This is a genomic window from Streptomyces sp. CWNU-52B (genome assembly GCF_047444975.1).
Taxonomy (GTDB): Bacteria; Actinomycetota; Actinomycetes; order Streptomycetales; family Streptomycetaceae; genus Streptomyces.
This window is the reverse complement of record NZ_JBLFJV010000012.1, coordinates 12,602-34,416: the sequence shown is the minus strand read 5'-3', so window position 1 is coordinate 34,416 and position 21,815 is coordinate 12,602. Positions and strand designations below refer to the sequence as shown.

The following is a 21,815-nucleotide window of genomic DNA, read 5'->3' as shown; positions in this document are numbered from 1 at the left end:
CCCGCAGAAACAACACAACCCCACGCCCCACCAACCCAGGGGCGCGGGGAACTGCGCGACCAGCCCCCACCAACCCGCAGCCACATACCGCTCAGCCCCGCGCAGCGGTCAGCGGCGCTTTCGGAGTGCTCTGCCCACCACGATCGCCGAAGCCAACGCGAACGCCGCCGCCGGCGCGGCCCAGCGAAGGGCCGCCCCGGTCCCCCCGGACACAGGCGCCGGCACCGGCGCGTACCGCCCCCGCGGCGGCGCATGGTCGACCTCCTCCGCACTGCGGCCGATCATCGTGCGCCGCGCGTGCGCCGCCTCGGCCGGTGCCCCGGGCGGCACGATCGCGTCGTCGTCCTCGAAGCCACCCACGAAGTCACCCTCGGCGAACGGCACGTGCGTGGAGTGCGGCTCCTCCTCCACCGCCGGAGGCAGCGGCGCCTGAGACCGTGGCTCCGGTGCCGATTCCGGTTCCGGCTCCGCCCCCAGGTGTTCCGCGAACCGGTTCAACAACCGCGTCGCCACCGCCGTCACCTCCTCCGCCGGCAGATCCGCGATACGGCCGTCCGCGGAGGCCGTACCCGTGAAGGCCACCGTCGAGCCCCCCTCCGCCGGCCGAAGCGCCAGCGCGAGCGCGAGCTTCACCGACCCGGTGCCACGGGCCTCCGTCGCGTCGGCCTCCACCGCGTACGAACCGTCGTCCTGCGGCGAGACCCCGAGCGTGCCGCGGTACGTGATGGAGTGCCCCCCGATCCGTACCTTCAGGCGGCCGGAGACGGGCGCCGTCCCCGCGTCCTGCTGGAGACCGGGCAGCGCTCGGGCCACCCGCGCGGGATCGGCGAGAGCCTCGCGCAGACGCTCGACGGGAACCGGAACGAACACCTCATGCTCCATGTCGGCCGAGCCTACCCAGCGCCACCCGTACCGCACCCGCACATACCGGGATTCCCCCAGGATCCACGCACGCAGACGGCCGGCCGATGGCAGTCGGTGTCAGCCGGGGTACCTCGGATGGACCAGCGTCGAGGGCGGCAGGCCCCGCAGCCGGGTGCGCTCGGCGGCCCGGACACCCGCCCGGAGCGACGGCACGCCCGGCGCCCCCGCCGCCGTCCCCAGGCGCGGCCGCGTACGCGAGGCGAGCACGTACCCCCAGTCGTGCGGAACCCGCGCCCCTCCCCCCGCCGCGTCGCTCCCCACGCCCCGGCCGCCCACCGCGTACGGCACGGTCCGCAGCCCCGCCGCCCGTACCGTCGCGTCGACGGTCCAGAACGCCCGCGGCCGCGCCGCGACCGGCCCCGCGTGCACGACGAGCCGTCCGCCGTCGGCGAGGACCCCGCGGGCGAGCCCGTAGAACTCCTGCGAGTACAGCTTCGTACTGGACGTGTTCTCGGGGTCCGGCAGGTCGGAGACCACCACGTCGTACGCGCCCCGCGCCCCACCCCGTGTCCCGCCCCGCAGCCATCCGAACGCGTCCGCGGCGACCACCCGCACCCGCGGATCCCGGAACGCGTGGCCGTTCAGCACGGACAGCGCCGGGTCGGTGCGCGCCAGCTCCACGAACTGCGTGTCGAGTTCGATCACGTCGACGTGGTGTACGCCCGGGTGTCGCAGCACCTCGCGCACGGCGAGCCCGTCGCCGCCGCCGAGGACGAGCACGCGCGCGTGCGGGCCGTTCATCGCGGGGTGGACGAGGGCGTCGTGGTAGCGGCGTTCGTCGCTGCCGCTGACCCGCAGCCGGCCGTCGAGGTAGAGGTCGAGACGCCGGCCGTCCGTGCCGCCGGTGAGGACGACGTCCTGGACGTCGGTGTGCATCGCCACCCGTACGTCCTTGCCGTACATCGCGTGCCGCGCGGCCCGCTCGAAGTCGTCGACGAGGACGGCGGCCGAGGCGAGCAGCGCGAGGACGAGGAGGTTGGCGACGACCAGCAGCCAGCGCCCGCGCCGGGTCAGGTCCTGCCGGAACAGGCCCAGGACGAGCGCGCCGCCCGCGATCGCGTTGACCGTCCCGGTGATCAGCGTGGCCGTCAACTGGCCGAGCAGCGGCAGCAGAAGGAAGGGGAACGCGAGCCCGCCGGCCAGCGCGCCCACGTAGTCCGCGGCGAACAGGTCCGCGACCGCTCCGCCCGCGTCCTGCCGGCGGACGCGCTGGATCAGCTCCATCAGCAGCGGGACCTCGGCGCCGATGAGCAGGCCGATGGCGAGGGAGAAGGCGACGAGGAGGTAACTGGAGCCGTCGGCCCAGGCGCCGCCCCAGTCACCGGTCCAGGCGAAGACGGCGTACAGGGCCATCGCGCTGCAGCCGCCGACCAACGCGAGCAGGGCCTCGACGGCGCCGAAGCCGGCCGCGGCGCGACAGCGCAGCCGTTTGGCGAGGAGCGAGCCGATGCCCATCGCGAAGACCATCACGGACAGGACGACGGAGGCCTGGGTGACGGAGTCGCCCATCAAGTAGGAGGCGAGGGCGACCAGTTCGAGTTCGTACACGAGCCCGCAGGCCGCACAGACGAACACACCGGTGAGGACGAGAAACCGCCCGGTGGCAGGTCTGACCGGCAGCCGCGCCTGGCCCGCACCGCTGCGGGGCGGCGAGGCCGTACCGGGCGGGGCGGGAGCGTGCGGCTCGATCACTCAGGGAACGGTACGTCACCACTTCGCTGCACCCTGTCACCCACACGTGTGGAAGTCCGGCCCCCTGCGCATACTTTGGCCGGGCCGGACGGGCACGGTGAGCGGCACTGGAGAGACCGGAAAGACCGGAGAGACCGGAAGCTGGAGGGACGCGGGCTAGAGAGTCGCAGGCACGCGCACCCCGACCTTCGTGCGGGTGGCGACCAGTTGGCCGTCCTGGGGATAGGCGTGCCAGGTACGCCACTGCACTTGACCCTCGTGCCGCTGCGCGAGCATCGCGGTGAAGGCGTGGGGACTGCCGGGGAAGACCCCCGCAAGTCCGTTCGGATGGTCGGCGACAAGAGCGAGCAACTCCTGGGCGCGGCCCGCGAAGGAGCCGCGCGACAGCGTCTCCACGCGCGCGGCGAACTCGTACTCCCAGTCGCCCAGCCGCTTGGACACACCGAGCGGCAGTGGCGTGCTGCTGCCGGCGATGCAGGCGACAGTCTCCGAACAACTGCCCCCTTCTTCCTCCAGAAGCACTTGATGGGACGCGCCCAGCAGTCTCAACTGCAGTTTCGCGTCGGACAGTTCCAGGTCGAGTGTGGCGAGCGCGGGCAGCGGTTCGCGTCCGAGGGCCCAGGCGAGGTCGGCTGCGCGCGTGTCGGTGTAGGCGGTGTTGAGGGTCGTGAGCATGGGTCGGCTCCGCTGCACGCAAGGGTGGGATCGGTCCGTCGCACCCCGGTCGGCGCCGGGCGGTTATCGGGCCCGGTCGGCCAGGTCAGAAGGATGTTCCGGGGTCTGCGTCGGCGATACGAGGGAATCATGAACGGCGCGTCCGCCACAGCGTTTTTACCCAACTTCGTAGGGTTTCCATCCCCCCGAGGGCTCCACAGCTCAACTGTTCAACCAGAAGACGCGCCCTTAGCTCACACGTACGCCTCCGCGCCCCCGTCACCAACAGCGGAACGCCCGCCGGGAGATGACCCCGACGGGCGCTCGTATCGCCGGACGGCCCGGACGATCCGAAGCTCAGCTGCCCCGTGTCAGCTGCCTCCGCCACATCCGCCGCCGCCACCTCCGCCGCAGGACGAGCCGCCACCGCAGGACGAACCACCGCTGCAGGACGAGCCACCGCCGCACGAGGAACTCCCGGACGAACAGCCACCGCCGCCCCCGACGCCACCGGCACCGCCCGAGCCTCCGGCCCACCAGCTGGCCTTGCTGCGACGCGAGCGCGGACTCGGACGCGCGGCCTTGGCTATCAGGGCCACGACGACCAGTACAGCGAACACCGCCAGGATGATGCCGACCATGGCGTCACCCTCCTTCCGTTCCCCCGAAGCGGCCCCCCGTGGGCACTGCTTCTCATCGTTTCCTGCTGCTGCCTCTTCTTGCTGTTTCCTGCCGTTGTTTCCTACTGCTGTTTCTCGCTGCGCTCCTTGCGTGAAATGGGGATGCCCTCCCCCCTCACGGGCCAAAGCCGAGTTGAGCAACTTCAGAGCCTTCTCATGGGCCAACGGCCCCTGACCTGCACAGAAGGGCAGGTCAGGGGCCGTTGGTGCCTCACTGGGCCGTCTGTGGGCCGTGATCTTCCCCTGAGAGGTGCTGAAACACGGAGTCGATGGCACCGCGAGCCCGGTCGCGGCTGTCCGGCATCAGATGGGCGTACACCCGCAGGGTCAGCCCCGGATCAGCGTGTCCCATGTACTCGCTCACGGCCTTGATGTTCTCCCCCGCGTCCAGCAACGCGGAAGCGTAGAAGTGCCGTAGAGCGTGCATTCCATGCTCGCGCGCCGATTCGTACCGGCCGTCCGCCCTCGCACCCCCAATGAGCCCCGCAGCGGCCAGGGCAGGCTTCCACTCCTTGCTGTTGAAGTTGCTCCGCCACACGATGCCGCCCTGCTCCGCCGTGAAGAGCACCCGCGCGGACACCTTCGGCCCTTCCGGCACTCCCCACGGCAGCGTGATCTCCACCGGCTTCCAGGCGTCCATGTGCGCCCGGAGGGCGTCCGCCACGGAGCCGGGCAACGGCACGTCCCGCTTCTTGCCGCCCTTGGGCAGGTCGAATACCGGGTGCCCCTCTACGTGCTTGATCTGCCGCACGACGTGAAGCGTGCGCCCGTCGGGGTCGATCGCGTCCTCCGCCAACCCGAACACCTCGCCCTGCCGCAGACCGCACCCGGCGCCGATGTCGACCATGGCCCGGTACCGCTCCAAGAGCGCCGTTCGAACGGCGAACATCTGCGCGGGCTCCCATGGGACCACTCGGTGCGCGTCCGGCCGGGGGCGGCGCACCGTTCTGGCACCGCACGGATTTCGGGAGAGCAGCGAGTCATCCACGGCGGCGGACAAGACCGACTGAACGTCGGCGAAGATGTTCCGCGCGTAGGCGGGGCTCACCCCCTTCTTGGCTTCTAGGGCGGCCAGCAGCTCCCGGATGTGCTCGGGCCGGAAGGTTCCAACGGGTCGGGACCCGAGCACCGGAAAGACGTGCAGCCGCAACCGCCGGCCGAGTTCCTTCCGGGTCATCGGGCTGGACGTCTTGCTGTCCAACCACTTCTCTGCGTACTGCCGGAACGTGACCCGCACCGACTTGGGGTCGGTGTACTGCCCGCGCGTCATGTCCGTCTCGATGGCGCTGAGCCACTTCTCGGCGCGGCGCTTCTGTCCGTCGGGGAAGCTCTTGGACTTCTCGGTGCCGTCGGGGCCGATGTACCGGGCCCGGTAGCGCAGGCCGGTGCCATGTCGGTCGCTCTTGACGCGGGTGGTCTTGCCGTTGGCGTTCGTCTCGGTCTTGAACCAGCGGTCTTGGATGTGGCCTGCCATGCGGCGGGAGTCCCTTCAACACGCAGCAGGGAGAGCCGCCGGTTAGCGGCTCTCCCTGCTGTCTGCGGTGGGTGTTGGGTCAGGCGGCGTTTCGGTCTGCGCTCTTGAGCTGGGTGACGTAGGCACGGACGTCGGCGGGGTCATAACGGAGGTGCTTGCCGATGCGGAAGCCCGGCGGGCCGATGTCTTTCCGGCGCCACTGGTAGACGGTCTCTTTGGGCACTTCGAAGATTTCGGCGATGTCGTCGGGGGTGAGGTAGCGATCTGGCAACCCGCTGCGGAGCGTTGCGCGGGGATCCGGCTGTTCACGTGCGGTGCTCATGGCGTGTCCTCCGTGCGCGGGCCGGGCGTGCCGAGGGGGCGTGTGTGTCCGAGGTGGGGATTTCTGCGTCACCCGCGTCATCTGCGTCATGCGCGCTTCTGACCTGCGGGTTTGGGGTGACGCAGAGGATTGGGCGTGCGTCATCGGTGACGCAGGCTTCCGTCATCGGTGACGCAGATGACGCACGATGACGCAGAGATATGCCGTCTGCGTCACCCGTGTCTGCGCAGGTCACCCGCTGTTTTCGGGGGTCGGGTGACGCAGGTGACGCAGGCCTCCCTACTTAGGAAAAAAGGAGGGGCTGTTTGTGGTGGTGCGGTGCCGCTCAGAGCGTGAAGAAGGGGCCGCTTCGCGGCACGTCCTTCGAGCGCCGCGCGGGCGGCGAACAACAAGAGGAGCACCCCCGGGCGGGGCGTGCTCCTCTTGCTTGTAAGCGGTAGGGGGTGCCCGTCAGAACGCCGCTTCCTGCTCGTGCGAGGGCGGGGCGAGCCGGACCATTTCGATGTAGCGGCCCTCTTTGGTGCGGCCGGAGTCGATGATCACGCCCCGGGCGGCGAGGGTGGGCTGAAGACGCTTGAGACGGTCGGACAGGACCTTGCCGGTGGTTGGCCACCCCTTGGGCAGCACGCGCAGGTCCTCGCCCGCGTAGAGGCGGCTGAGGCAGTGCAGCCACTGCGTGGACGTCATCCGCTCCTCCGCCCCCGCCGCCATGCCCGCAGCGTGCTCGATGACGGTCTGCGCCAACAGGTCGCCCTCGATCACGTCGTCATTCAGGTCATCGAGACTCGCCCGGTAGGCGACGAGAGCTCCCAGACCGGTTGCCGCGTCGAGCTGCGCGCACAGGTGCGCGAAGTCCGCCATCCGCAGATCCGTGGGCGTCTCCGCGTCCACGGCCCGGACCTTGACCGTGAGGTCGAGGAGCGAGCCGAGGACGACGGGCAGTACCTGCGCGTACTCCGTCCACAGCTCATCCTCGGTGCGCCGCACCCGGGGCCGCTCCAGCCGCAGGGGAAGCAGCCGTTCGGCTAGGTCGGGGCGGATGACGCCGACGTCGATGCCGGTCAGCAGGAGAGGGCGGCGGTAGCCGACCCGGAAGACGTCTCCGTCGGTGAACAGGGCCCGCTTGACGCTTTCGGCGCCGGTGACGATGCAGCACATCGCGTCCGACAGGTCCGGCGTCATGTGGGACAGGTTGTCCAGCGCGGTGACCCATCCCGCGGCCACGGCCGCGATCAGGTTCTCCTCATCCTTGGGTGCGCGGCGCAGATCGCCGGTCATGCCCTCAATGATCCGTACGAGCATCCGTCCGCCGGTGGACTTGCCCGCACCCTGGGGGCCGGTGAGGAAGGGGGCGGGGACGGGCACGGACGGTCCGAGGCAGCCGATGAGCCACGCGATGGCGAGGCATTCGGTTTCGGCGGTGGCGAAGTTGCAGAGCCTCATCAGGAGGTCAATGCCCTTGCCGTCGGTGTCCTTGACGGGCAGGGGCAGTTCCCCGGTGAGCTGGGTGCGGCGCCAGCAGACTTCCCGTGGGTCGGGGGTGAGGATGTCCCATCCGGTGGGGTGGATGCGGACGGACTGTCCGTCGTCCCGGCCCAGGTCCAGCCACGTCGCCCCATCGAATCCGGGGGCCACGCGGATGTGGACCGGCTGGACGTCCTCGGACAGGGCAAGTGCTTCGATCAAGTCCAATGCCTCCTTGAGGGCGGTTCCGTTGAAGACGCCGACGCCGTCGCGGAACAGGCCGACCATGAGTTCCTGCCGGTGACTTCCCGTGGTGCCCTGCGAGCGGATCGGACGGGCGACAGGGTGGGCGTTCTTCTGCGCGTAGACGGTTCCGTCGGCGGTGCGGAAGTACCGGAAGTGCGCCTGCGCGTAACCCGTGATGACCTCGCGGGCCGGATTCTTCTCGTCCTCGCTCATGGTCACAGCCCCAATGCGGTGTGGGCGTTGGTCCACGCGTCGGTGCAGTGCCGGACCGTTTCGCCCCGGGTCTGCGCGGCGGTGAACAGCCGGGCGACGTGGGCGTCGGTGAGGCAGCCGCACCGGCCGTGCGTGGACAGCACCGCGAGGAACGTCCGGTAGACCGTGGCGTGCACCGCGCTGGACGCGTCGGTGATGCGCTGCTCCGCCATGGCAATGCCACGATCGAGGTAGGTCGGTGTGCGGTGCCGGCACTCTCCGCCCCCGCCCCGTGCGGGCATGGCGACAGCCTGCGGTACCGGCCGGGCCGGGCGCTCCTTCACGGCCAGTGCGCGCACGGAGTCCGGCAGGGCCGTGACGGTGCCGGTGCCGGAACCGAGCCAACGGGCGTAGGCCATGGTCGACTTGATGTCGACGCCGGGGCGTACGGCGTTGGCGGACTGCATGGCGCCCTGGTAGATCCAGTGTTCCCCGCGGGTGGTGGCCACGGTCCGTGTGGTGGGCAGGTTCGCACGGGCCCACGCGATGGCGGCGGGGTTGTCGAGGTCGACAACGGTGAGTCCGGCGCCGCCGGGGTGGTAGGCGACTGCCGCCGCATCCTGCCATGCCCGCGCCCACGGCCCCGAGGTGATGACGTCGGCGTCGGTGGTGGCGGCGGCCCATGCGTGGCAAGGGTGCGGGCAGGTGCAGGGGCCGGGGGTCCGCATGTTCGGACGGCCGCCGCACGCGTTCTGTGCGCACGTGGGGCAGTTCCCGAAGGGCACCTTGCCCCTGCGCAGTGGCAGCGCGGGCACGCCGTGGGACGCGAGTTGCAGCGCGGTGTGCACTCGCGGGATGTCGGTGGGTTGGGTCATGCTGGAGACCTCCACAGGTCTGTTGAGGACTGGAGACAAGGGCGGCCCCGTTTCTTTGGCGAGAGGGGGGCCGCCCTTGGGGTAGCTAGAAGGGGGCGTGCTGCCGGTAGCGGGCGGTGGTGACGATGTCGGTGTGGTCGAACGCGAGGTCCCGGGCGTTGTCGAGCGGGGTCCAGCGCACGGCGGCGGCGTCGTCTCCGGCCTGCGCGATGGTGTCGGCGGGGACGGTGACGAGGTAGGCGGCGGTGACGTACCGGCCGCGCGGGTCGCGCTCGGGGGCGTCGTAGATGCCGATCAGGGTCAGGTCCCACGGGTCGACGTGCACGCCGGTCTCTTCCAACAGCTCCCGCGCGGCGGCGGCCCGGGAGGTCTCGCCGGGGTCGACGTGCCCGCCGGGCAGCGCGAACTGTCCCTTGTGCGGGGGCCATCCGCGCTCGATCAGCAGGACGGCGCCGTCGCGGATGCAGACCACGTCGGCGGTGTAGCGGATGGTCTCGAAGATCTCGGTCATCTCTTGGGCTCTCGATTCTTGGTCGGTTCAGCCGTGGAAGTGGTTGCGCTTGATCACGGCCTTGCGGATGTGGAAGGTGTTGCCGCCGCCGTGGCCGCTCGCACCGAGGACCTGGACGGCGATCCAGCCGCCGAAGATCACGGCGGCGAAGGTGATCAGTTGGGTGATGAACGCGGTCAGTGCGGCGATGAACGACGTGAGGAGCAGCAGGCCGCCGCAGACGGCGAGGAACCCGACCCCTCCAAGCGCGACGTTCACCGCGGCCCGGGAGACGGGCGGTTTGGCGGTGAGGGGTTCGGGCTGCGCGGGGCTGATCGCGTAGCCGGTGACGACTCGCCCGTCGGGCAGGACGATGCTCGCCACGGTCGGGACGGTGCCCGGCTGTATGGGCACGGGCGGGGCGGTCTGTAGGTGGGTGAGGGGGGTGGGCTGGTGGACGGTCACGGCCCGCTCAGCGGGCAGGCGGCCAAGGTGTTCGGGGTACATCCGGAATCCCTTCTCCGGTCAGGCCAGGGAGGCACAGACACCCCTGGGGAAGGCGTGTGGAGCGGGTTTCGGGGGCGGTGACCTGCGGTCCTCCCTGCCTCCCTGGCAGATCGTTTGTGCAGGTCAGGGTGAGGGAGGCGGGTCAGGGAGGGGTTCAGGGAGTTCTCCCTGCCTCCCTGACCCGCTGGGGGTCGGCTCCCTGCTGTTAGGAGGCGGAAGCGGAACCCTCGTTGTCCTGGTTGGCGAGGGCGCGGGCGAGGCGGTCGCGGCCGACGACCATGCGGCCCTCGGACTTGTACGGTTCGGCTCCGGTGCCGTCGAGGACGCGCTTGAGGTCGCCGTTGGTCCAGGTGCCGTAGGCGTCCTCGTTCAGACTCGCGAGGCGCTTGAGGACGTCCGTGGTCGGCACTCGCGAGGCGTCGCCGAGGGCGGCGAGGATGTCGGCGAGCGGGTCGCGCTCCTCGCCCCGCTCGATGACCTGAAGGGTGATGACGCCGTCCCGCAGCGCGCGGGCCCGGTCGGCGATCGCGGTCGCGCGTTCGTCGTCGATGTAGTGGGTGCGCACGGTCACCGACGCCTGCCCTGCCGGGATCTCGATGCCGTCGGAGGCGACCACGAGCGTTCCCTTGTCCAGGCCGGGGCGCAGCAGGTTCGGCGCGGCCCCGCCGTCAACGGCCTTGTCTCCGAGCGCCATGCGGGCCTGCGACTCGGTACCCAGGGCGAGGGAGGCGCGGGTGTGGGCGCCCTCGCGGACCAGCTTGGGAAGGTTCTGGTCGGTCGGGTCCTGCGTGCCCTGCCACAGCGTCACGTTCACCGCACGGCCCTGGTTGTGAATCTTCCGCGCCGCCATGAAGTAGCGGGAGGTGGCCTTCGAGCCGCCGTAGGGCCGCTTGGTGTCGTCCTGGAGCGGGCACATGAACGCGACCTGCGCCTCATCCACCAGCAGCACCAGCGGCGGGAACACGCTGCCAGGCGGGGCCTGGAGACGGCGTTCCATCTCGCGCACGCCGTCTTCAAGCATCTCGGTCGCCTGGATCACGTGGTCATCCGTCGGCCCCTGGATCAGCACGGTGGCGAGCCCGAGGAACATCGCCCAGTCACCCGCGCCCTTCAGGTCTGCGATGCGGAACTCCACCGTGCGATCCAGCGCCAGCCACAGGGCCAGGGCCCGCAGGGCGGCGGTCTTGCCCTGGTTGGACAGGCCGGTGATGAGGAGGTGGCGCTGGTAGACGCTCAGTGCGGCAGCGTCCCCGCGGAGGTCCTGACCCCAGGGGGCGCGCCCGGTCTTGTAGTTGGCGGTCATGCTCTCGTCCGTGACCAGCGGAGACGGACCGATCGGCTCATCCAAAGCGCCGGAGTCGGCTACCCACAGCCGGACCGTGCGGGCGGCCACGGGGATGGTGATGAACACTTCGTGCTCGTGCCGTCCGAGGTTTTCGGCGAGCTTCCGCCGGCGCTTTTGGACCTCGTCCGTGGACACCCCGGAGGGGAGGGTGACGTCGACTTCGACGCCGCATCCGGCGATCCGGATCGGCCCGAGCATCGAGGCTCCGGCGTCGCCCATGTCCTTGATGGCGTTGCGGAGCGGGGCGACGCCGAGGTTGCGCAGGGCCAGCACCACGGCCGACGGGGTGACGGGTTCGCCCTCGGTGTCGCGGAGGTTGGCGGGCATCGCCCACGCGGGCGCCGCTTGCTGGTGTTTGCCGACGGCCCAGAGGCCGATCAGGGCTGCCCAGGGGCCGATCGTCACGGCCGGTCCCCAGGTCACGGAGATGACGAACACGATCCACTGGATGAGCTGGATGACGGCCATGACCGGGGTGGCGACGTCGGCGAAGTTCTCGTTCGCCACCGCCAACGCGATCCCGATCAGCAGCAGCATCCCCGCGCCCATGCCAGCGGCGGCGGCGACGCCCTTGGCGGCATCGAGCGGGGCGGTGAGCAGGTCCATGCGGCGCCGGTGGCGGGCGTCGCGGAAGCGCTGCCCGCGCTCCTCCCACTCGGTCGCGGCCTCATAGTTCCCCGCGGCTTCCGCCGCACGGATCATCCGCTCGTACCGGGCAGGCGTACGGCTCTCCCACGTCCGACGGGCCACGATCCGGGTCCCACCGACCACGTACAGGCCGTGCCGGGCGACGGCCCGGCACGCGGTGGTGGTGGTTTCGTGGGTGGCCATCGTGCGGATGACCCGTGCGGAGCGCGCCCACAGGGGCACAGACGGCGTCCCGGTGTCCGGCGCTGCTACAGCAGCCACCGCGACCGGGGCAGGCGTCTCGGGGCTGTTCTGCGGGTCCTTGAAGAGGTGAACGACGTTCTCAGTCATGCGAGTTGACTCCTGACGGGTTCAGGCAGCGGCAGCGGGAACGATCTGATGGGCGAGGTAGTGGCAGCCACGCGCCTCGCGCTCCTCCTGCTCCAACAGGAACTGGTGGGCGCGGGCATCGCGGCGGGACTGGCGCTCGATACCGAGGCGGTCACGGGTGTCGCGCACGACCCGATCGATGACGCCCTTGCGGCTGAACTGCATGGCGTGCACCAGCTCGTGCACGACGGTCACGGCGAACCCGGCCTCGGTGCGGTGCTTGTCGGCGATGACCAGCACTAACACCGACCCGTCCGGGCACGGAATCGCACGGGCCATGCTCGTGCGGGCGAGGCGCTTGCCCTCGTCGACCGCCCGCCGCTGCGCACGGCGGTCGGTGCTGTCGGCCAGGGCGAGATCGGCGGCGGCGCTCAGTTCGGCCATGCCGCGCTCGGTGGTCAGCGTGACCTCAACATCGGGCATCCGGCCCGGTACGGCGCGGCCGACGATCCGCACGGCCTGATCGGTGAGGCGCTTGGCGGTACGCATCGTGGGCCCGTAGCCGGGCAGCTTGTGCGCGCTCACGGTGGTCTTCGCGGACATCAGGCCACCAGCCGCTTCCACGCCGCCCGCAAGCGGACCTCGGATGCCGAGTGACCGGCCGCCCGGAAGCGGGTGGCCATCTCCCTGTACGACAGGGCGGGTACCTCGCTGTGCCGGATCTCGTCAACCAGCGCGTCAAGGGCCGCGTCGGTGAGCGCGGGCGCAGCCTCCAGCCGGAGGGCGGTGACCGGCTCGATGGGGCCCCAGACGGGCAGGTCCCAGCGGGGTGTGACGTCGGGTGTGACGCGGGCCGTCACGCTGCTCAGCGCCCTGCCCGTGTCCTCACCCTCACGCGCTACTTCCAGCGTCGACCACGCCCGCGACAGACTCTGTGCCGTCCTGGCCTGGACTCGGGCGACGCGCGCACCGGCCTCCGTCACGGCCGTCAGCCGGGTCTCCTCGGTGCTGGCTTCGGCCCGCAGACGGGCGCGGGCCACGGCCGCCTCATCGCGCGCTTCCTGCTGAATCCCCTTGATCGCACCCAACGCGTTGGAGGTGAGGGCGGTGCGCTCCCACAAACCGTGAACCAGCCACAAGGCTTTGGCCGCGATCGGCAGCCACGCCACCGCCAGCCACGCACCCGGGTTGTCCTCGCCGGTGAGGGCGTGGGCGATCAGGACGCCGGTGGCGATGAGGCCGAACGACCAGCCGACGGCGGTGACGGCGTTGCTGTGGTCGCCCTGCGCGGCAAGGCGGCGTTCGTAGGCGAGGGTGGCGAGCCATCCGCCGTCAATGCCCAGACCGACGACCAGGGCGACCGGCCACGGCATCGCACCCCCGAGCCACATCACGACCACGGCCAGCGTGAGGACCATGGACACCGCCGTCATCGCGACGGCGGGAAGAACGGTCTTGGCGTTCATGCGGACACCCCCGCCGTGCGCGTCGCGGCGGTGTTCGCCAGCGCGCGGCGAGCGGCCAGCACCCGGCGGTGGGCCCGGCGGATACGCCGCGCGTCCAGCTCGGTGGGGATGCGGTCCAGCGTGATGATCTGCGCGTCGAGCAGGTCGATCTCCGCCCGGATGACGGGCATCTCCAGGTCGATCGCGTCCAGCTCCGCAGCCGTCGGCTCGCGGTCGAGAACGTCGGCGGTAACAACCGCCTGATCAGCAACGATGTGCTTCATGGGTCGTGGTTCCTCTCACAGGATGGAACGGCCCGAACAGCGGCCCCGGAGTTGCACCTCCGGGGCCGCGCGCCGTTGAAGTCGGATGTCCGGCTCCCCTCAGCGCTGCTCGTACGAGACGAGCAGCGGAGGCAACCGGCCCACAGCCGATGAGCTGCGGAAAGGTCGAGAGTTCTTGCAGTCACACGTGGTTGAACCTGCGTGTGCCGCCCACTTGGTCGCAGAGGTAGGGCAGTCACCTCAGGCACGCTGTTGAGTTTTCAATCAATGCATGCTCACTTCGTACTCACCCCCTCGGGCTTTCCTCCGGGCACATCCCTAAGGTTCCCTAGGGTTCCCTGCGGTGTCAAGCGGTAAGCTAGGGAACCTCAGGGAAGTGACGACAAGGAGCAAGCGACATGGCAGGCCAGGCCGACAATCGGGCCCCGTACGCGAAGATTGCCGCCCACTACACGGAGTTGATCGCGTCAGGTCAGCTACAGCCGGGGTCCCTCTTGCCGAGCATCAAGAACCTCTCGGAAGAGTGGAAAGTGAGCACCGCGACGGCCGAGAAGGCGCTGCGCAAGCTGCGCAACGAGGGCCTCGTTCGCGGCATCCACGGGATCGGAACTGAGGTGTTGGACCGGCCGGCGTCGATGTCGTCGGGGTCTCAGCGCCAGGACCGGGGACGCCGCACCGGGTCCAGTTGGGGTCAAGGCGAGCGGTCCGACTCGCATGAGGCGGCCGTGGTGTCTGCCCCTGCCGAAGTAGCTCAGGCGCTGGACATTGACCCCGGGGCCGACGTGGTCCGACGCAGCCGGGTCTACAGGGACCGGCACGGCATCGTGGCTCACAGCACGTCCTGGATCCCTGCGCGATACGGAAAGCTGATCCCTCAGCTGGCAGCAAGTGAGCGGCTTACGGGCGGAACGTCGCTCCAACTCATCACTCAGGTGACCGGCCACCCGATCAGCCACCGAATTGACACCGCTTCCGCGCACCTTCTTACGCCGGAGTACGCACGGCTCTTGGAGCTTGACCCCGATAACCCACTGGCGGAACCGGTAGTCGTCATGACCGCAAAGTTCGTCGACACCGAGGGCAACATCGTTGAGTACGGCGTGGACCTCGGCGGTCCGGGCCGTACATGGCGCACGGAATCGGAGGTGTCCTCGTGACGGTCCTGGATGACACGCTCATGAGCGTGCTGGAAGACCGCCTAGGAACGCTGCTCGTGGCCCGCAGGGCGGGCACGATCACACCCGAAGCCGAAGCGGAGATCGAAGCCATCTCCCAGACCTTGACGAGACCGATGCCACCGCGCCCGCCTTTCTGCGTCCTGATGGCCGGGCTTCCCGGCTCCGGAAAGACCACCCTTTCCCGCGTTCTCACAGCCCGTGGGTTCGTTCGGCTATGCCCGGATGAAGAGATGTACCGCCGACACGGGGTCTACGGGGTGGATTTCCCTCGGGGCACCTTCCCCGCCCTGGAGCGGCCGGTCCTTGAGGACGTGGCAGCCGAACTGAGCGAACAACTCAGGTCGGGGCACAACGTGGTTGTTGACCACGGCTTTTGGACGCCGGAGGATCGGAATAAATGGCGAACCATCGCTACTGACGCCGGTGCCACACCCGTGCTTGTCTACCTCGCGGCTAGCCACGATGAGCTTTGGGCGAGGATCAACAAGCGCAACGAACTCCACGAGAATGATCCGAACTCGATTTACTTCGCAGAGAGCGACCTACAACGATATCGCACGCGGTTCATCCCTCCCAAGGCAAATGAACCGCACCTTCGGTACAACAATGACACTTCAGCCCTATTTGCGGCGCTACATGCCACTCCGCCTGAACACCATAAAGACTGATGCACAAATACTTTAGGCGATACTCCACTTAAGGATTCATCTCGCGACGCCTCACACCCAAGCGCCATAGCAATTCACACACTCCATAAAGACCTACATGCGACAGCCATTAAGGTGACTGGCTCGGCTTTTTCAATTATTGCCAAGAATTCTACTTCGCTCCGCGAAGGCCCATTGCGCGCCCTCTTGATGTTTCAGAAATGAATCAATCTCCGACGAGTTAACCCAAGATTCCGAGCGGGCTAGGCCTACCTCCAACTCCACTTTAGCTGTTTTTTCATCCTCCAGAAGGACTGCCTTCATGAACGAATACTCCGTCTTAAGTGCGGAGACATCAAGGGATTCCACTTCTTTCCTAATAGATTCCAGACCAGACAGCCTTTTGCAGGCTAGCCAATAACTGAACCGCAAGTCGAACTTCATATCCAGCCTTGAGTTCATTGCCTTGAGATTGGCACAAACCTCTTTTACGCACCGCCAATACCCAAGATCCATGAGTTCATTAATATATAGGAATGACATTCCCGCCGCCGCCACTTCATGCTTCGGGTTGAGGTGAATGAATGTGCGCGCACTAATAAGCATCCCCAACGCCATGACGCTCGATAGCGCTTCCTTCAGGTAAGCTTCATCCAGCATCAACAAGGCTCCCTTCGCGGGAGATCCCTTCACCTTAGAGACGTAAGTAGAGTTAACCTTCCCTTGAGTGTGGATGTACGCATTTCTTCGCATGAAGACTTCAACAATGTTAGGCCAATCTAGGCCTAGGTTCTGAAACTGTACGTCGAACTTCTGGAAGGTCGTCGCCCAATCCTCGATACTTCCTCGCAAGGCCGCATCGACTCTACGCTCGATAGAATCAGCTACAGCATCTTCAATCGAATTGAAGCTCACCAAATCCGCGAGAGAGAATTCTTTGTTACCAGAGATAACTCCGTCCGGTTTCGATTCCAAGATTGCCCTATAGCAGGCTGTCACTAGGCCCTCAAACGCCGAAACGGACGTTACGAGGATTGCTCTATAGATTAGCTCTTCCGGGCGGGGACGTGAACTAATTTGATGCAAGGCCATCTGCAAACTTCCGCGACCGCCGTTGGGGATGCTATCAATCAACCTACTTAGATCATCTGCTCGCTTTAGGTCATTCTTCTCGATAGCCTCTTTTCGCTCAACTGGGTCCACAATCTTGCGAGCCTCGTCCGCATCCTTGAGCCATTCCTCCTTCCAAGTTTCAATTACCTCCTTACCGGTTGCCCTACCAAGTGCCTCGAAAATAATATTTGCCCGCCTTTCAATGTCGTGACTTTTGACGCCATGATGCGACCCTGCACGGAGCATCTGATCCAGGGACAACATTGTCTCCATGAACTCGAATTGCGCACCTACAACATTGCGCATCTCTTTACCCTTGGATTCCTTAGGCATTTCACGCCTCATTTCCTCGAATTTTTGTGACCTTTGAATTCTAGCGTTTCGAGTGGCCTCTGTGGGAGGTTTTAGAAGACTTGACAATTGATCAAGCACATTTATGCTTCATACCCGGTTCTCCGCGCCTGGTTGCATGACCCCTTCTTGACAGGCGCCAGCACATAGGCCAGTCCGGGCCGTCCTTGGGCCGTCCGACAGGAGCCAGCAACGACAGACAACAACAACGGACGACAGCTCCTGCCCTGATCAGACAGGGTCCGCGGGACACCCCCCGCAGGCCCCACCCCCCGAACCAGAGTTGAGCAACTCCAGAGGTTGAGCGCAGGATGGCGGGCATGACCTCCAGCTCGCGTCGTCCTCTCCTCAACCGCCGTCTCGCCGAGTTCGGTACGACGATCTTCGCCGAGATGTCGGCCCTCGCCCTGAGCACCGGCTCGATCAACCTCGGCCAGGGTTTTCCCGACACGGACGGCCCCGAGGAGATCCGCGAGGCGGCCGTACGGGCGCTGCGCGACGGGCGCGGCAACCAGTACCCACCGGGGCCCGGCATCCCCGAGCTGCGTACGGCGATCGCCGCGCACCAGGAACGCCGGTACGGGCTGACGTACTCCCCCGACACCGAGGTGCTGGTCACCGCGGGCGCGACCGAGGCCATCGCGGCGACCCTGCTCGCCCTGCTGGAGCCCGGCGACGAGGTGATCGCCCTGGAGCCGTACTACGACTCGTACGCGGCCTGCATCGCGATGGCGGGCGGTACGCGCGTACCGGTCACCCTGCGGCCGCACGAGGAGACCGGCGCCGACGGGGCCGTGCACCGGCGCTTCCGCCTCGACCTGGACGAGCTGCGCGACGCGGTCACGGACAACACCCGGCTGCTGCTCCTCAACACCCCGCACAACCCGACCGGCACGGTCCTCACGCGTGCCGAGCTGACCGCGATCGCCGAGCTGGCCGTCGAGCGGGACCTGCTGGTGGTCACGGACGAGGTGTACGAGCACCTGGTCTTCGGCGCCGCCGAGCACATCCCGCTCGCGACCCTGCCCGGTATGCGCGGGCGCACGGTCACCATCGGCTCGGCGGGCAAGTCGTTCTCGTTCACCGGCTGGAAGGTCGGCTGGGTGACGGCGTCGCCCGAGCTGGTGTCGGCGGTGCGCTCGGCGAAGCAGTTCCTCACGTACGTGTCCTCGGGGCCCTTCCAGTACGCGGTCGCGGAGGCGTTGGCGCTGCCCGACACGTACTTCCAGGCCTTCGCCGCGGACATGCTGGCCAAGCGGGATTTGCTGAGCACGGGCCTCGCGGAGGCGGGCTTCGCGGTGTTCGAGCCGGCCGGGACGTACTTCGTCACCACCGACATCCGGCCGCTCGGCGAGAGCGACGGCTTCGCCTTCTGCCGGGCCCTGCCGGAACGCGCCGGAGTCGTCGCGATCCCGAACGCCGTCTTCTACGACCACCGGGAGGCCGGCGCCCCCTTCGTCCGCTTCGCCTTCTGCAAGCAGACGTCGGTACTGGAGGAAGCGGTGAGCCGCCTCAAGACGCTCGCCGGCGGAGCGGGCGGAGAAGGCTCGGGCCGTGTTGCGGGAGTGGAACGGCTACGACCCCAGCGGTCCTGAGCAGGCCGAGCTGGACGCGGAGTTGAACCGCCGTATGACCGAGTCGGCTGCCGCCTGATCCAGCGCGCTCACGCCGAGCCGGGCCGGTTCCTGTACGCCACCGTGCGCGCCCTGGCCGAGGCCGACCGGCCGGACGGTGCGGTGATCGCGACCACCAGGCCGCACACGTGGAAGGAACATCCGGTGCGCACCCTGGACCTCAGCCCTTGAACTCAGCCATCCGCTCAGCCGGTCGCTCAGCCGGCCGCACGGAGTTGGTCCCCTGACCTGCAGTCCCGGCAGCGGCCTGGTTCGGCCGCGCGGAATCCCCGGTCGCAGCCGTCGCAGTTGCGCAGGGGCACGACCGCCGGGCGGTGTACGGAGGGTTCCGTGCTCCTGGCCGGGGCGGGCGGGGCGAGGGGTGTCTCCTTGAGCCGGTAGGCGAGGATGCCTGCCGGGCGGGTCAGGAAGTGGTCCGGGAGCCGGGCGGTGAGGTGGTCCGTGATGTGCGTGGGCAGCAGACCCGCCGCGAGCCATCGGGTGACGCCCGGGGCGAGGCGGGCGGCCTCCTGCTCGGACAGCGCGAGGCGGGGGTCGATCCGGCGCAGGGCGGCGAGTACGGCGACGGCCCGCGGGTCGGCCTCGGCGAGCGGGGCGGGTGCCTCAGCTGCCGTCTCGGCCCGCACGGGCGCGGCCGCGGGTGTGACCGCGGTGACGGCGGCCTGCCTTCGGGGCCCACGCGGCGTCAGTGGCGGCGGCGGCTCGGGAGATGCATCCGAGTCCGAGTCCGAGTCCGGGCCGGGGTGCGGGTCGGCGCCGGGGATGTCGTAGAAGTAGGTCCGGGTACGGATCTTCCCGGTGGACGTTCGCTCGCGGCAGCGTTCCAAGTACCCGGCCGCCTCCAGGTCCCTGAGGGCCCGTGAGATCAGGATCTCGCCCTCGCTGAAGTGCTCGCACAGGGCGGTGATGGTGACAGGTGTGCCGTCGGGCAGGGAGAGGATGTACACCGCGACGCCGACGGTGACCGCGCTGCCGCGTCGCTGGGCGAGGGCGTTGGAGACGACGGTGAAGTCGGCGGTGAGGCGGGTGCGTACGTGGGTCACGCCGGAGGTCGGTGTTCCGGCGGCGGCGCGCAGGCGCGCGTTAGACTGGGATTCAGCCATCGGGAAGGTGATTTCTTCCTAGGTGGTCAGGCCCTCGTTCGGGATTGCCGTCCCGGCCGGGGGCCGTATCTGTTTGCGGTTGTCGCGGCGAACGTAACCGTCCCCATCCCGCTCCTGCAAGCCGGTCACCCGGACGGGTGACGCGCGCCTTCCGGCCAGGGAGGGAGGGCGGGTGGGTAGTTCTTTCCCCCGGTTCTTTCAGGAGGTCAGCGGCCCACCGGACCCTCGCAGACGAGGGCCCGGCGAGACCGGAAGACGGACGGCGACCGGGGCCCGGCCGCCTCGGGGACGGCGACGCCCGGCCTTCAACTCGCCCGGGGCAGCCCGGACCCGCCCAGTCGCCCGGTGCTCGCAAATGGCATGAAATGCCCGCAATCTTCGAGTGTGATCCTCGCACGCACCCTCACACCCCCCACCGCGCCTCCCACCACATCTCCCGCATTTCCCAGCCCCTCCGCCTCCGCCCCCGTCCCCGTCCCCGTCCCCGTCCCGCCACGGCGCCGCCCCGGTCCGGCCCTGTCCATGGGCGCCGCCCTCGGGCTGTTCCTCGCCGCCCGGGTGCTGGGGGTCTCGGCCGTGGCCGTCGTCGCCCGGGTGGCCGGTGGGCATCCCGTGTCGCTGCTCGGGCGGTCCTGGGACTCCGTCTGGTATCTGCGGATCGCCGGACACGGGTACGGGTACAGCCAGTCGTTCCATCCCGACGTCGTCCACAGCGACCTGGCCTTCTTCCCGCTCTATCCGGGGCTGTTGCGCGTCGTCACCGAGCTCACCCCGCTCAGCGGGCCCGCGGCCGGGCTGCTCGTCGCGTGGGTCGGCGCCGGGGTCGCCGCCTGTGGGATCTACGCGGTCGGGGCCCATCTGCACGACCGGGCCGTCGCCACCGCGCTCGTCCTCCTGTGGGGCCTGCTGCCGCACTCGGTCGTGCTCTCGATGGCGTACACGGAGCCGGTGCTCACCGCCTTCGCGGCCTGGGCGCTGTACGCCGTCCTCACCGGCCGCTGGGTGTGGGCGGGCGCCCTCGCGCTGTGCGCGGGGCTGACCCGGCCGAACGGGTTCGCGGTGGCCGCGGCGGTCCTCGCCGCGGCGGCGTACGAGCTGTACCGGCTGTACCGGCGGCGTGGAAAAGTTACCCACAGGCTGTGGACAGGCGCGGCGCTCGGGCCGCTCGGCTGGCTCGGGTACGTGCTGTGGGTGGGGCGGCGGCAGGGCGACCCGCTCGGCGGGTACCTCGAAGTGCAGCGGCTGTGGGGCTCACGCTTCGACTTCGGCCTCGACGCGCTGCGCTTCGTCAAGCACCTGCTGCTGGCGGGGGACCTGCTCGTCTTCCCGGTGTCGATGGCGCTCGTCGCGGCGGCCCTGCTCCTGTACGCACTGCTGGTCGCGGACCGCGCTCCCCTGCCGCTGCTGGTCTACGCGGGCGTACTGCTGCTCGTCGCGGCCGGCGGCGCGGGCTTCTTCGAGTGCAAGCCGCGGTTCCTGCTGCCCGCGTTCCCGCTGCTGCTGCCGCTCGCGTGCGCGCTGGCCCGGACGGCAAGAACCCGGCCGTGGCACGCGACCCTGGTGGTCGGCGCACTGGCCGGGCTCTCGTTCGCATACGGGGCGTATCTGGTCGTACTCGCCCACAAGCCGTTGTGAGGGCTGCGAGCCACGCTGTACGGACTGGCGGACTACTCGTCCTCTTCGGGCTTCTCGGCCTCGTCGATCTCCTGCTCCAGGCCGAGCTGCTCGACGAGCCACTTGTCGAACTCGATCGCGGCCCGCACCCAGCTGACCGTCGACGACACGAAGTGCTCCAGGCTGACGCCCGTGCCGATCAGCATCTGCGCCTCGCCGATCAGGCGGACCGTGCCGTCGTCGTGCGTGTGGCTGTAGACCTTGGGCCACAGCGTGCGCCGGTTCCAGTCGTCGATCGACTCGAGGAGCTGGGGCTTCTCCTCGATCTGGTGCGGCCGGTCGTAGAACGTCCGCACCGAGAAGACCTGCTGGTCGCCCTCGCCGCGGAACATGAAGTACGTACGGAACTGCTCCCACGGCGCCGCGAGGTCACCCTCGTCGTCGACGACATACTTCAGCTCCATCTGGTCCAGGAGCTGCTTCACAAGGTCCTGATCCGGGACGACGGGGCCCGCCGGTCCGCCGGGGTTCGGCTCTGGCTGGCCCCCGAAGTTCGGAATCGAGGACGGGTCGATGCTCACCGTGATTTTCCCTTCGTACGGATCCCGCCATCCTCTCCCATCC

The 21,815-nt window shown here is 68.8% G+C and carries 21 protein-coding genes; 4 read left to right on the top strand and 17 right to left on the bottom strand.

The genetic code is table 11. The features are described 5' to 3' along the window. Positions 1-108: 108 nt before the first annotated feature. The 14 genes from ACLVWQ_RS14945 to ACLVWQ_RS14880 form a co-directional block, all read right to left on the bottom strand. Positions 109-882: an SRPBCC domain-containing protein gene (locus ACLVWQ_RS14945; protein ID WP_414109111.1), complete on the bottom strand. Its 774-nt coding sequence runs from the start codon at positions 880-882 to the stop codon at positions 109-111. Between the two features lie 99 nt (positions 883-981). Then, entirely contained in the window at positions 982-2,616 is a 1,635-nt protein-coding gene (locus ACLVWQ_RS14940) for a polyamine aminopropyltransferase (protein WP_414109110.1), read from the bottom strand. A gap of 156 nt (positions 2,617-2,772) precedes the next feature. Further along, complete coding sequence (locus tag ACLVWQ_RS14935) at positions 2,773-3,291, bottom strand: DUF2617 family protein (RefSeq protein ID WP_414109109.1); 519 nt, start codon at positions 3,289-3,291, stop codon at positions 2,773-2,775. A gap of 350 nt (positions 3,292-3,641) precedes the next feature. Further along, positions 3,642-3,911, bottom strand: a complete 270-nt coding sequence (locus ACLVWQ_RS14930) for a hypothetical protein (protein WP_414109108.1) — start codon at positions 3,909-3,911, stop codon at positions 3,642-3,644. Between the two features lie 250 nt (positions 3,912-4,161). Continuing rightward, entirely contained in the window at positions 4,162-5,424 is a 1,263-nt protein-coding gene (locus ACLVWQ_RS14925) for a tyrosine-type recombinase/integrase (RefSeq protein ID WP_414109107.1), read from the bottom strand. Between the two features lie 79 nt (positions 5,425-5,503). After that, the gene (locus ACLVWQ_RS14920; RefSeq protein WP_414109106.1) at positions 5,504-5,746 is read right to left on the bottom strand and encodes a helix-turn-helix domain-containing protein; all 243 of its coding nucleotides are present in this window, start codon (positions 5,744-5,746) and stop codon (positions 5,504-5,506) included. Between the two features lie 450 nt (positions 5,747-6,196). Continuing rightward, complete coding sequence (locus tag ACLVWQ_RS14915; protein WP_414109105.1) at positions 6,197-7,669, bottom strand: ATP-binding protein; 1,473 nt, start codon at positions 7,667-7,669, stop codon at positions 6,197-6,199. A gap of 2 nt (positions 7,670-7,671) precedes the next feature. Continuing rightward, positions 7,672-8,523, bottom strand: a complete 852-nt coding sequence (locus ACLVWQ_RS14910; protein WP_414109104.1) for a DNA primase — start codon at positions 8,521-8,523, stop codon at positions 7,672-7,674. A gap of 85 nt (positions 8,524-8,608) precedes the next feature. After that, complete coding sequence (locus ACLVWQ_RS14905; RefSeq protein ID WP_414109103.1) at positions 8,609-9,034, bottom strand: NUDIX domain-containing protein; 426 nt, start codon at positions 9,032-9,034, stop codon at positions 8,609-8,611. A gap of 27 nt (positions 9,035-9,061) precedes the next feature. Further along, positions 9,062-9,520, bottom strand: a complete 459-nt coding sequence (locus ACLVWQ_RS14900) for a hypothetical protein (RefSeq protein WP_414109101.1) — start codon at positions 9,518-9,520, stop codon at positions 9,062-9,064. Between the two features lie 205 nt (positions 9,521-9,725). Beyond that, on the bottom strand, positions 9,726-11,843 hold the full coding sequence (locus tag ACLVWQ_RS14895) for an ATP-binding protein (RefSeq protein ID WP_414109100.1): 2,118 nt from the start codon (positions 11,841-11,843) through the stop codon (positions 9,726-9,728). A 21-nt stretch (positions 11,844-11,864) separates the two neighbouring features. Then, positions 11,865-12,425, bottom strand: a complete 561-nt coding sequence (locus ACLVWQ_RS14890) for a hypothetical protein (RefSeq protein WP_414109099.1) — start codon at positions 12,423-12,425, stop codon at positions 11,865-11,867. After that, positions 12,425-13,288, bottom strand: coding sequence for a protein spdB (locus ACLVWQ_RS14885; RefSeq protein WP_414109098.1), 864 nt, complete (start codon positions 13,286-13,288; stop codon positions 12,425-12,427). Before ACLVWQ_RS14885 ends, ACLVWQ_RS14890 begins: the two co-directional genes overlap by 1 nt. Continuing rightward, positions 13,285-13,551: a DUF6284 family protein gene (locus ACLVWQ_RS14880; RefSeq protein WP_414109097.1), complete on the bottom strand. Its 267-nt coding sequence runs from the start codon at positions 13,549-13,551 to the stop codon at positions 13,285-13,287. The genes ACLVWQ_RS14885 and ACLVWQ_RS14880 overlap by 4 nt, the downstream gene beginning before the upstream one ends. Before the next feature lie 398 nt (positions 13,552-13,949). Here ACLVWQ_RS14880 and ACLVWQ_RS14875 point away from each other — a divergent pair, with 398 nt between their 5' ends. Then, complete coding sequence (locus tag ACLVWQ_RS14875; protein WP_414109096.1) at positions 13,950-14,708, top strand: GntR family transcriptional regulator; 759 nt, start codon at positions 13,950-13,952, stop codon at positions 14,706-14,708. Then, on the top strand, positions 14,705-15,397 hold the full coding sequence (locus ACLVWQ_RS14870) for an AAA family ATPase (protein WP_414109095.1): 693 nt from the start codon (positions 14,705-14,707) through the stop codon (positions 15,395-15,397). Before ACLVWQ_RS14875 ends, ACLVWQ_RS14870 begins: the two co-directional genes overlap by 4 nt. Before the next feature lie 132 nt (positions 15,398-15,529). Here the strand turns inward: ACLVWQ_RS14870 and ACLVWQ_RS14865 are convergent, their stop codons facing one another. Further along, the gene (locus tag ACLVWQ_RS14865) at positions 15,530-16,822 is read right to left on the bottom strand and encodes a hypothetical protein (protein ID WP_414109094.1); all 1,293 of its coding nucleotides are present in this window, start codon (positions 16,820-16,822) and stop codon (positions 15,530-15,532) included. A gap of 329 nt (positions 16,823-17,151) precedes the next feature. On the opposite strand from ACLVWQ_RS14865, the gene ACLVWQ_RS14860 reads away from it, so the two are divergent. Further along, a complete protein-coding gene (locus ACLVWQ_RS14860; RefSeq protein ID WP_414109093.1) occupies positions 17,152-18,435 on the top strand; it encodes a pyridoxal phosphate-dependent aminotransferase in 1,284 nt (427 codons plus the stop codon). A gap of 236 nt (positions 18,436-18,671) precedes the next feature. Here the strand turns inward: ACLVWQ_RS14860 and ACLVWQ_RS14855 are convergent, their stop codons facing one another. Continuing rightward, complete coding sequence (locus ACLVWQ_RS14855) at positions 18,672-19,577, bottom strand: hypothetical protein (protein WP_414109092.1); 906 nt, start codon at positions 19,575-19,577, stop codon at positions 18,672-18,674. 522 nt (positions 19,578-20,099) lie between these two features. Between ACLVWQ_RS14855 and ACLVWQ_RS14850 the strand changes: the two genes are divergently transcribed. After that, entirely contained in the window at positions 20,100-21,212 is a 1,113-nt protein-coding gene (locus ACLVWQ_RS14850; RefSeq protein ID WP_414109091.1) for a mannosyltransferase family protein, read from the top strand. Between the two features lie 32 nt (positions 21,213-21,244). Here the strand turns inward: ACLVWQ_RS14850 and ACLVWQ_RS14845 are convergent, their stop codons facing one another. Beyond that, positions 21,245-21,772 carry a YbjN domain-containing protein gene (locus tag ACLVWQ_RS14845; RefSeq protein WP_266499939.1) on the bottom strand — a complete coding sequence of 176 codons (528 nt, stop codon included), beginning with the start codon at positions 21,770-21,772 and terminating at the stop codon, positions 21,245-21,247. Positions 21,773-21,815: the final 43 nt, after the last annotated feature.

What these genes read in the sequence shown, in the direction of transcription:
- ACLVWQ_RS14925 (WP_414109107.1), bottom strand. Translation starts at nt 5,424, where the DNA reads ATGGCAGGCCACATCCAAGACCGCTGGTTCAAGACCGAGACGAACGCC.
- ACLVWQ_RS14880 (WP_414109097.1), bottom strand. Translation starts at nt 13,551, where the DNA reads ATGAAGCACATCGTTGCTGATCAGGCGGTTGTTACCGCCGACGTTCTC.
- ACLVWQ_RS14905 (WP_414109103.1), bottom strand. Translation starts at nt 9,034, where the DNA reads ATGACCGAGATCTTCGAGACCATCCGCTACACCGCCGACGTGGTCTGC.
- ACLVWQ_RS14865 (WP_414109094.1), bottom strand. Translation starts at nt 16,822, where the DNA reads ATGCCTAAGGAATCCAAGGGTAAAGAGATGCGCAATGTTGTAGGTGCG.
- ACLVWQ_RS14890 (WP_414109099.1), bottom strand. Translation starts at nt 12,425, where the DNA reads ATGTCCGCGAAGACCACCGTGAGCGCGCACAAGCTGCCCGGCTACGGG.
- ACLVWQ_RS14855 (WP_414109092.1), bottom strand. Translation starts at nt 19,577, where the DNA reads ATGGCTGAATCCCAGTCTAACGCGCGCCTGCGCGCCGCCGCCGGAACA.
- ACLVWQ_RS14930 (WP_414109108.1), bottom strand. Translation starts at nt 3,911, where the DNA reads ATGGTCGGCATCATCCTGGCGGTGTTCGCTGTACTGGTCGTCGTGGCC.
- ACLVWQ_RS14895 (WP_414109100.1), bottom strand. Translation starts at nt 11,843, where the DNA reads ATGACTGAGAACGTCGTTCACCTCTTCAAGGACCCGCAGAACAGCCCC.
- ACLVWQ_RS14860 (WP_414109093.1), top strand. Translation starts at nt 17,152, where the DNA reads ATGGCGGGCATGACCTCCAGCTCGCGTCGTCCTCTCCTCAACCGCCGT.
- ACLVWQ_RS14850 (WP_414109091.1), top strand. Translation starts at nt 20,100, where the DNA reads ATGGGCGCCGCCCTCGGGCTGTTCCTCGCCGCCCGGGTGCTGGGGGTC.
- ACLVWQ_RS14900 (WP_414109101.1), bottom strand. Translation starts at nt 9,520, where the DNA reads ATGTACCCCGAACACCTTGGCCGCCTGCCCGCTGAGCGGGCCGTGACC.
- ACLVWQ_RS14920 (WP_414109106.1), bottom strand. Translation starts at nt 5,746, where the DNA reads ATGAGCACCGCACGTGAACAGCCGGATCCCCGCGCAACGCTCCGCAGC.
- ACLVWQ_RS14885 (WP_414109098.1), bottom strand. Translation starts at nt 13,288, where the DNA reads ATGAACGCCAAGACCGTTCTTCCCGCCGTCGCGATGACGGCGGTGTCC.
- ACLVWQ_RS14875 (WP_414109096.1), top strand. Translation starts at nt 13,950, where the DNA reads ATGGCAGGCCAGGCCGACAATCGGGCCCCGTACGCGAAGATTGCCGCC.
- ACLVWQ_RS14915 (WP_414109105.1), bottom strand. Translation starts at nt 7,669, where the DNA reads ATGAGCGAGGACGAGAAGAATCCGGCCCGCGAGGTCATCACGGGTTAC.
- ACLVWQ_RS14945 (WP_414109111.1), bottom strand. Translation starts at nt 882, where the DNA reads ATGGAGCATGAGGTGTTCGTTCCGGTTCCCGTCGAGCGTCTGCGCGAG.
- ACLVWQ_RS14935 (WP_414109109.1), bottom strand. Translation starts at nt 3,291, where the DNA reads ATGCTCACGACCCTCAACACCGCCTACACCGACACGCGCGCAGCCGAC.
- ACLVWQ_RS14910 (WP_414109104.1), bottom strand. Translation starts at nt 8,523, where the DNA reads ATGACCCAACCCACCGACATCCCGCGAGTGCACACCGCGCTGCAACTC.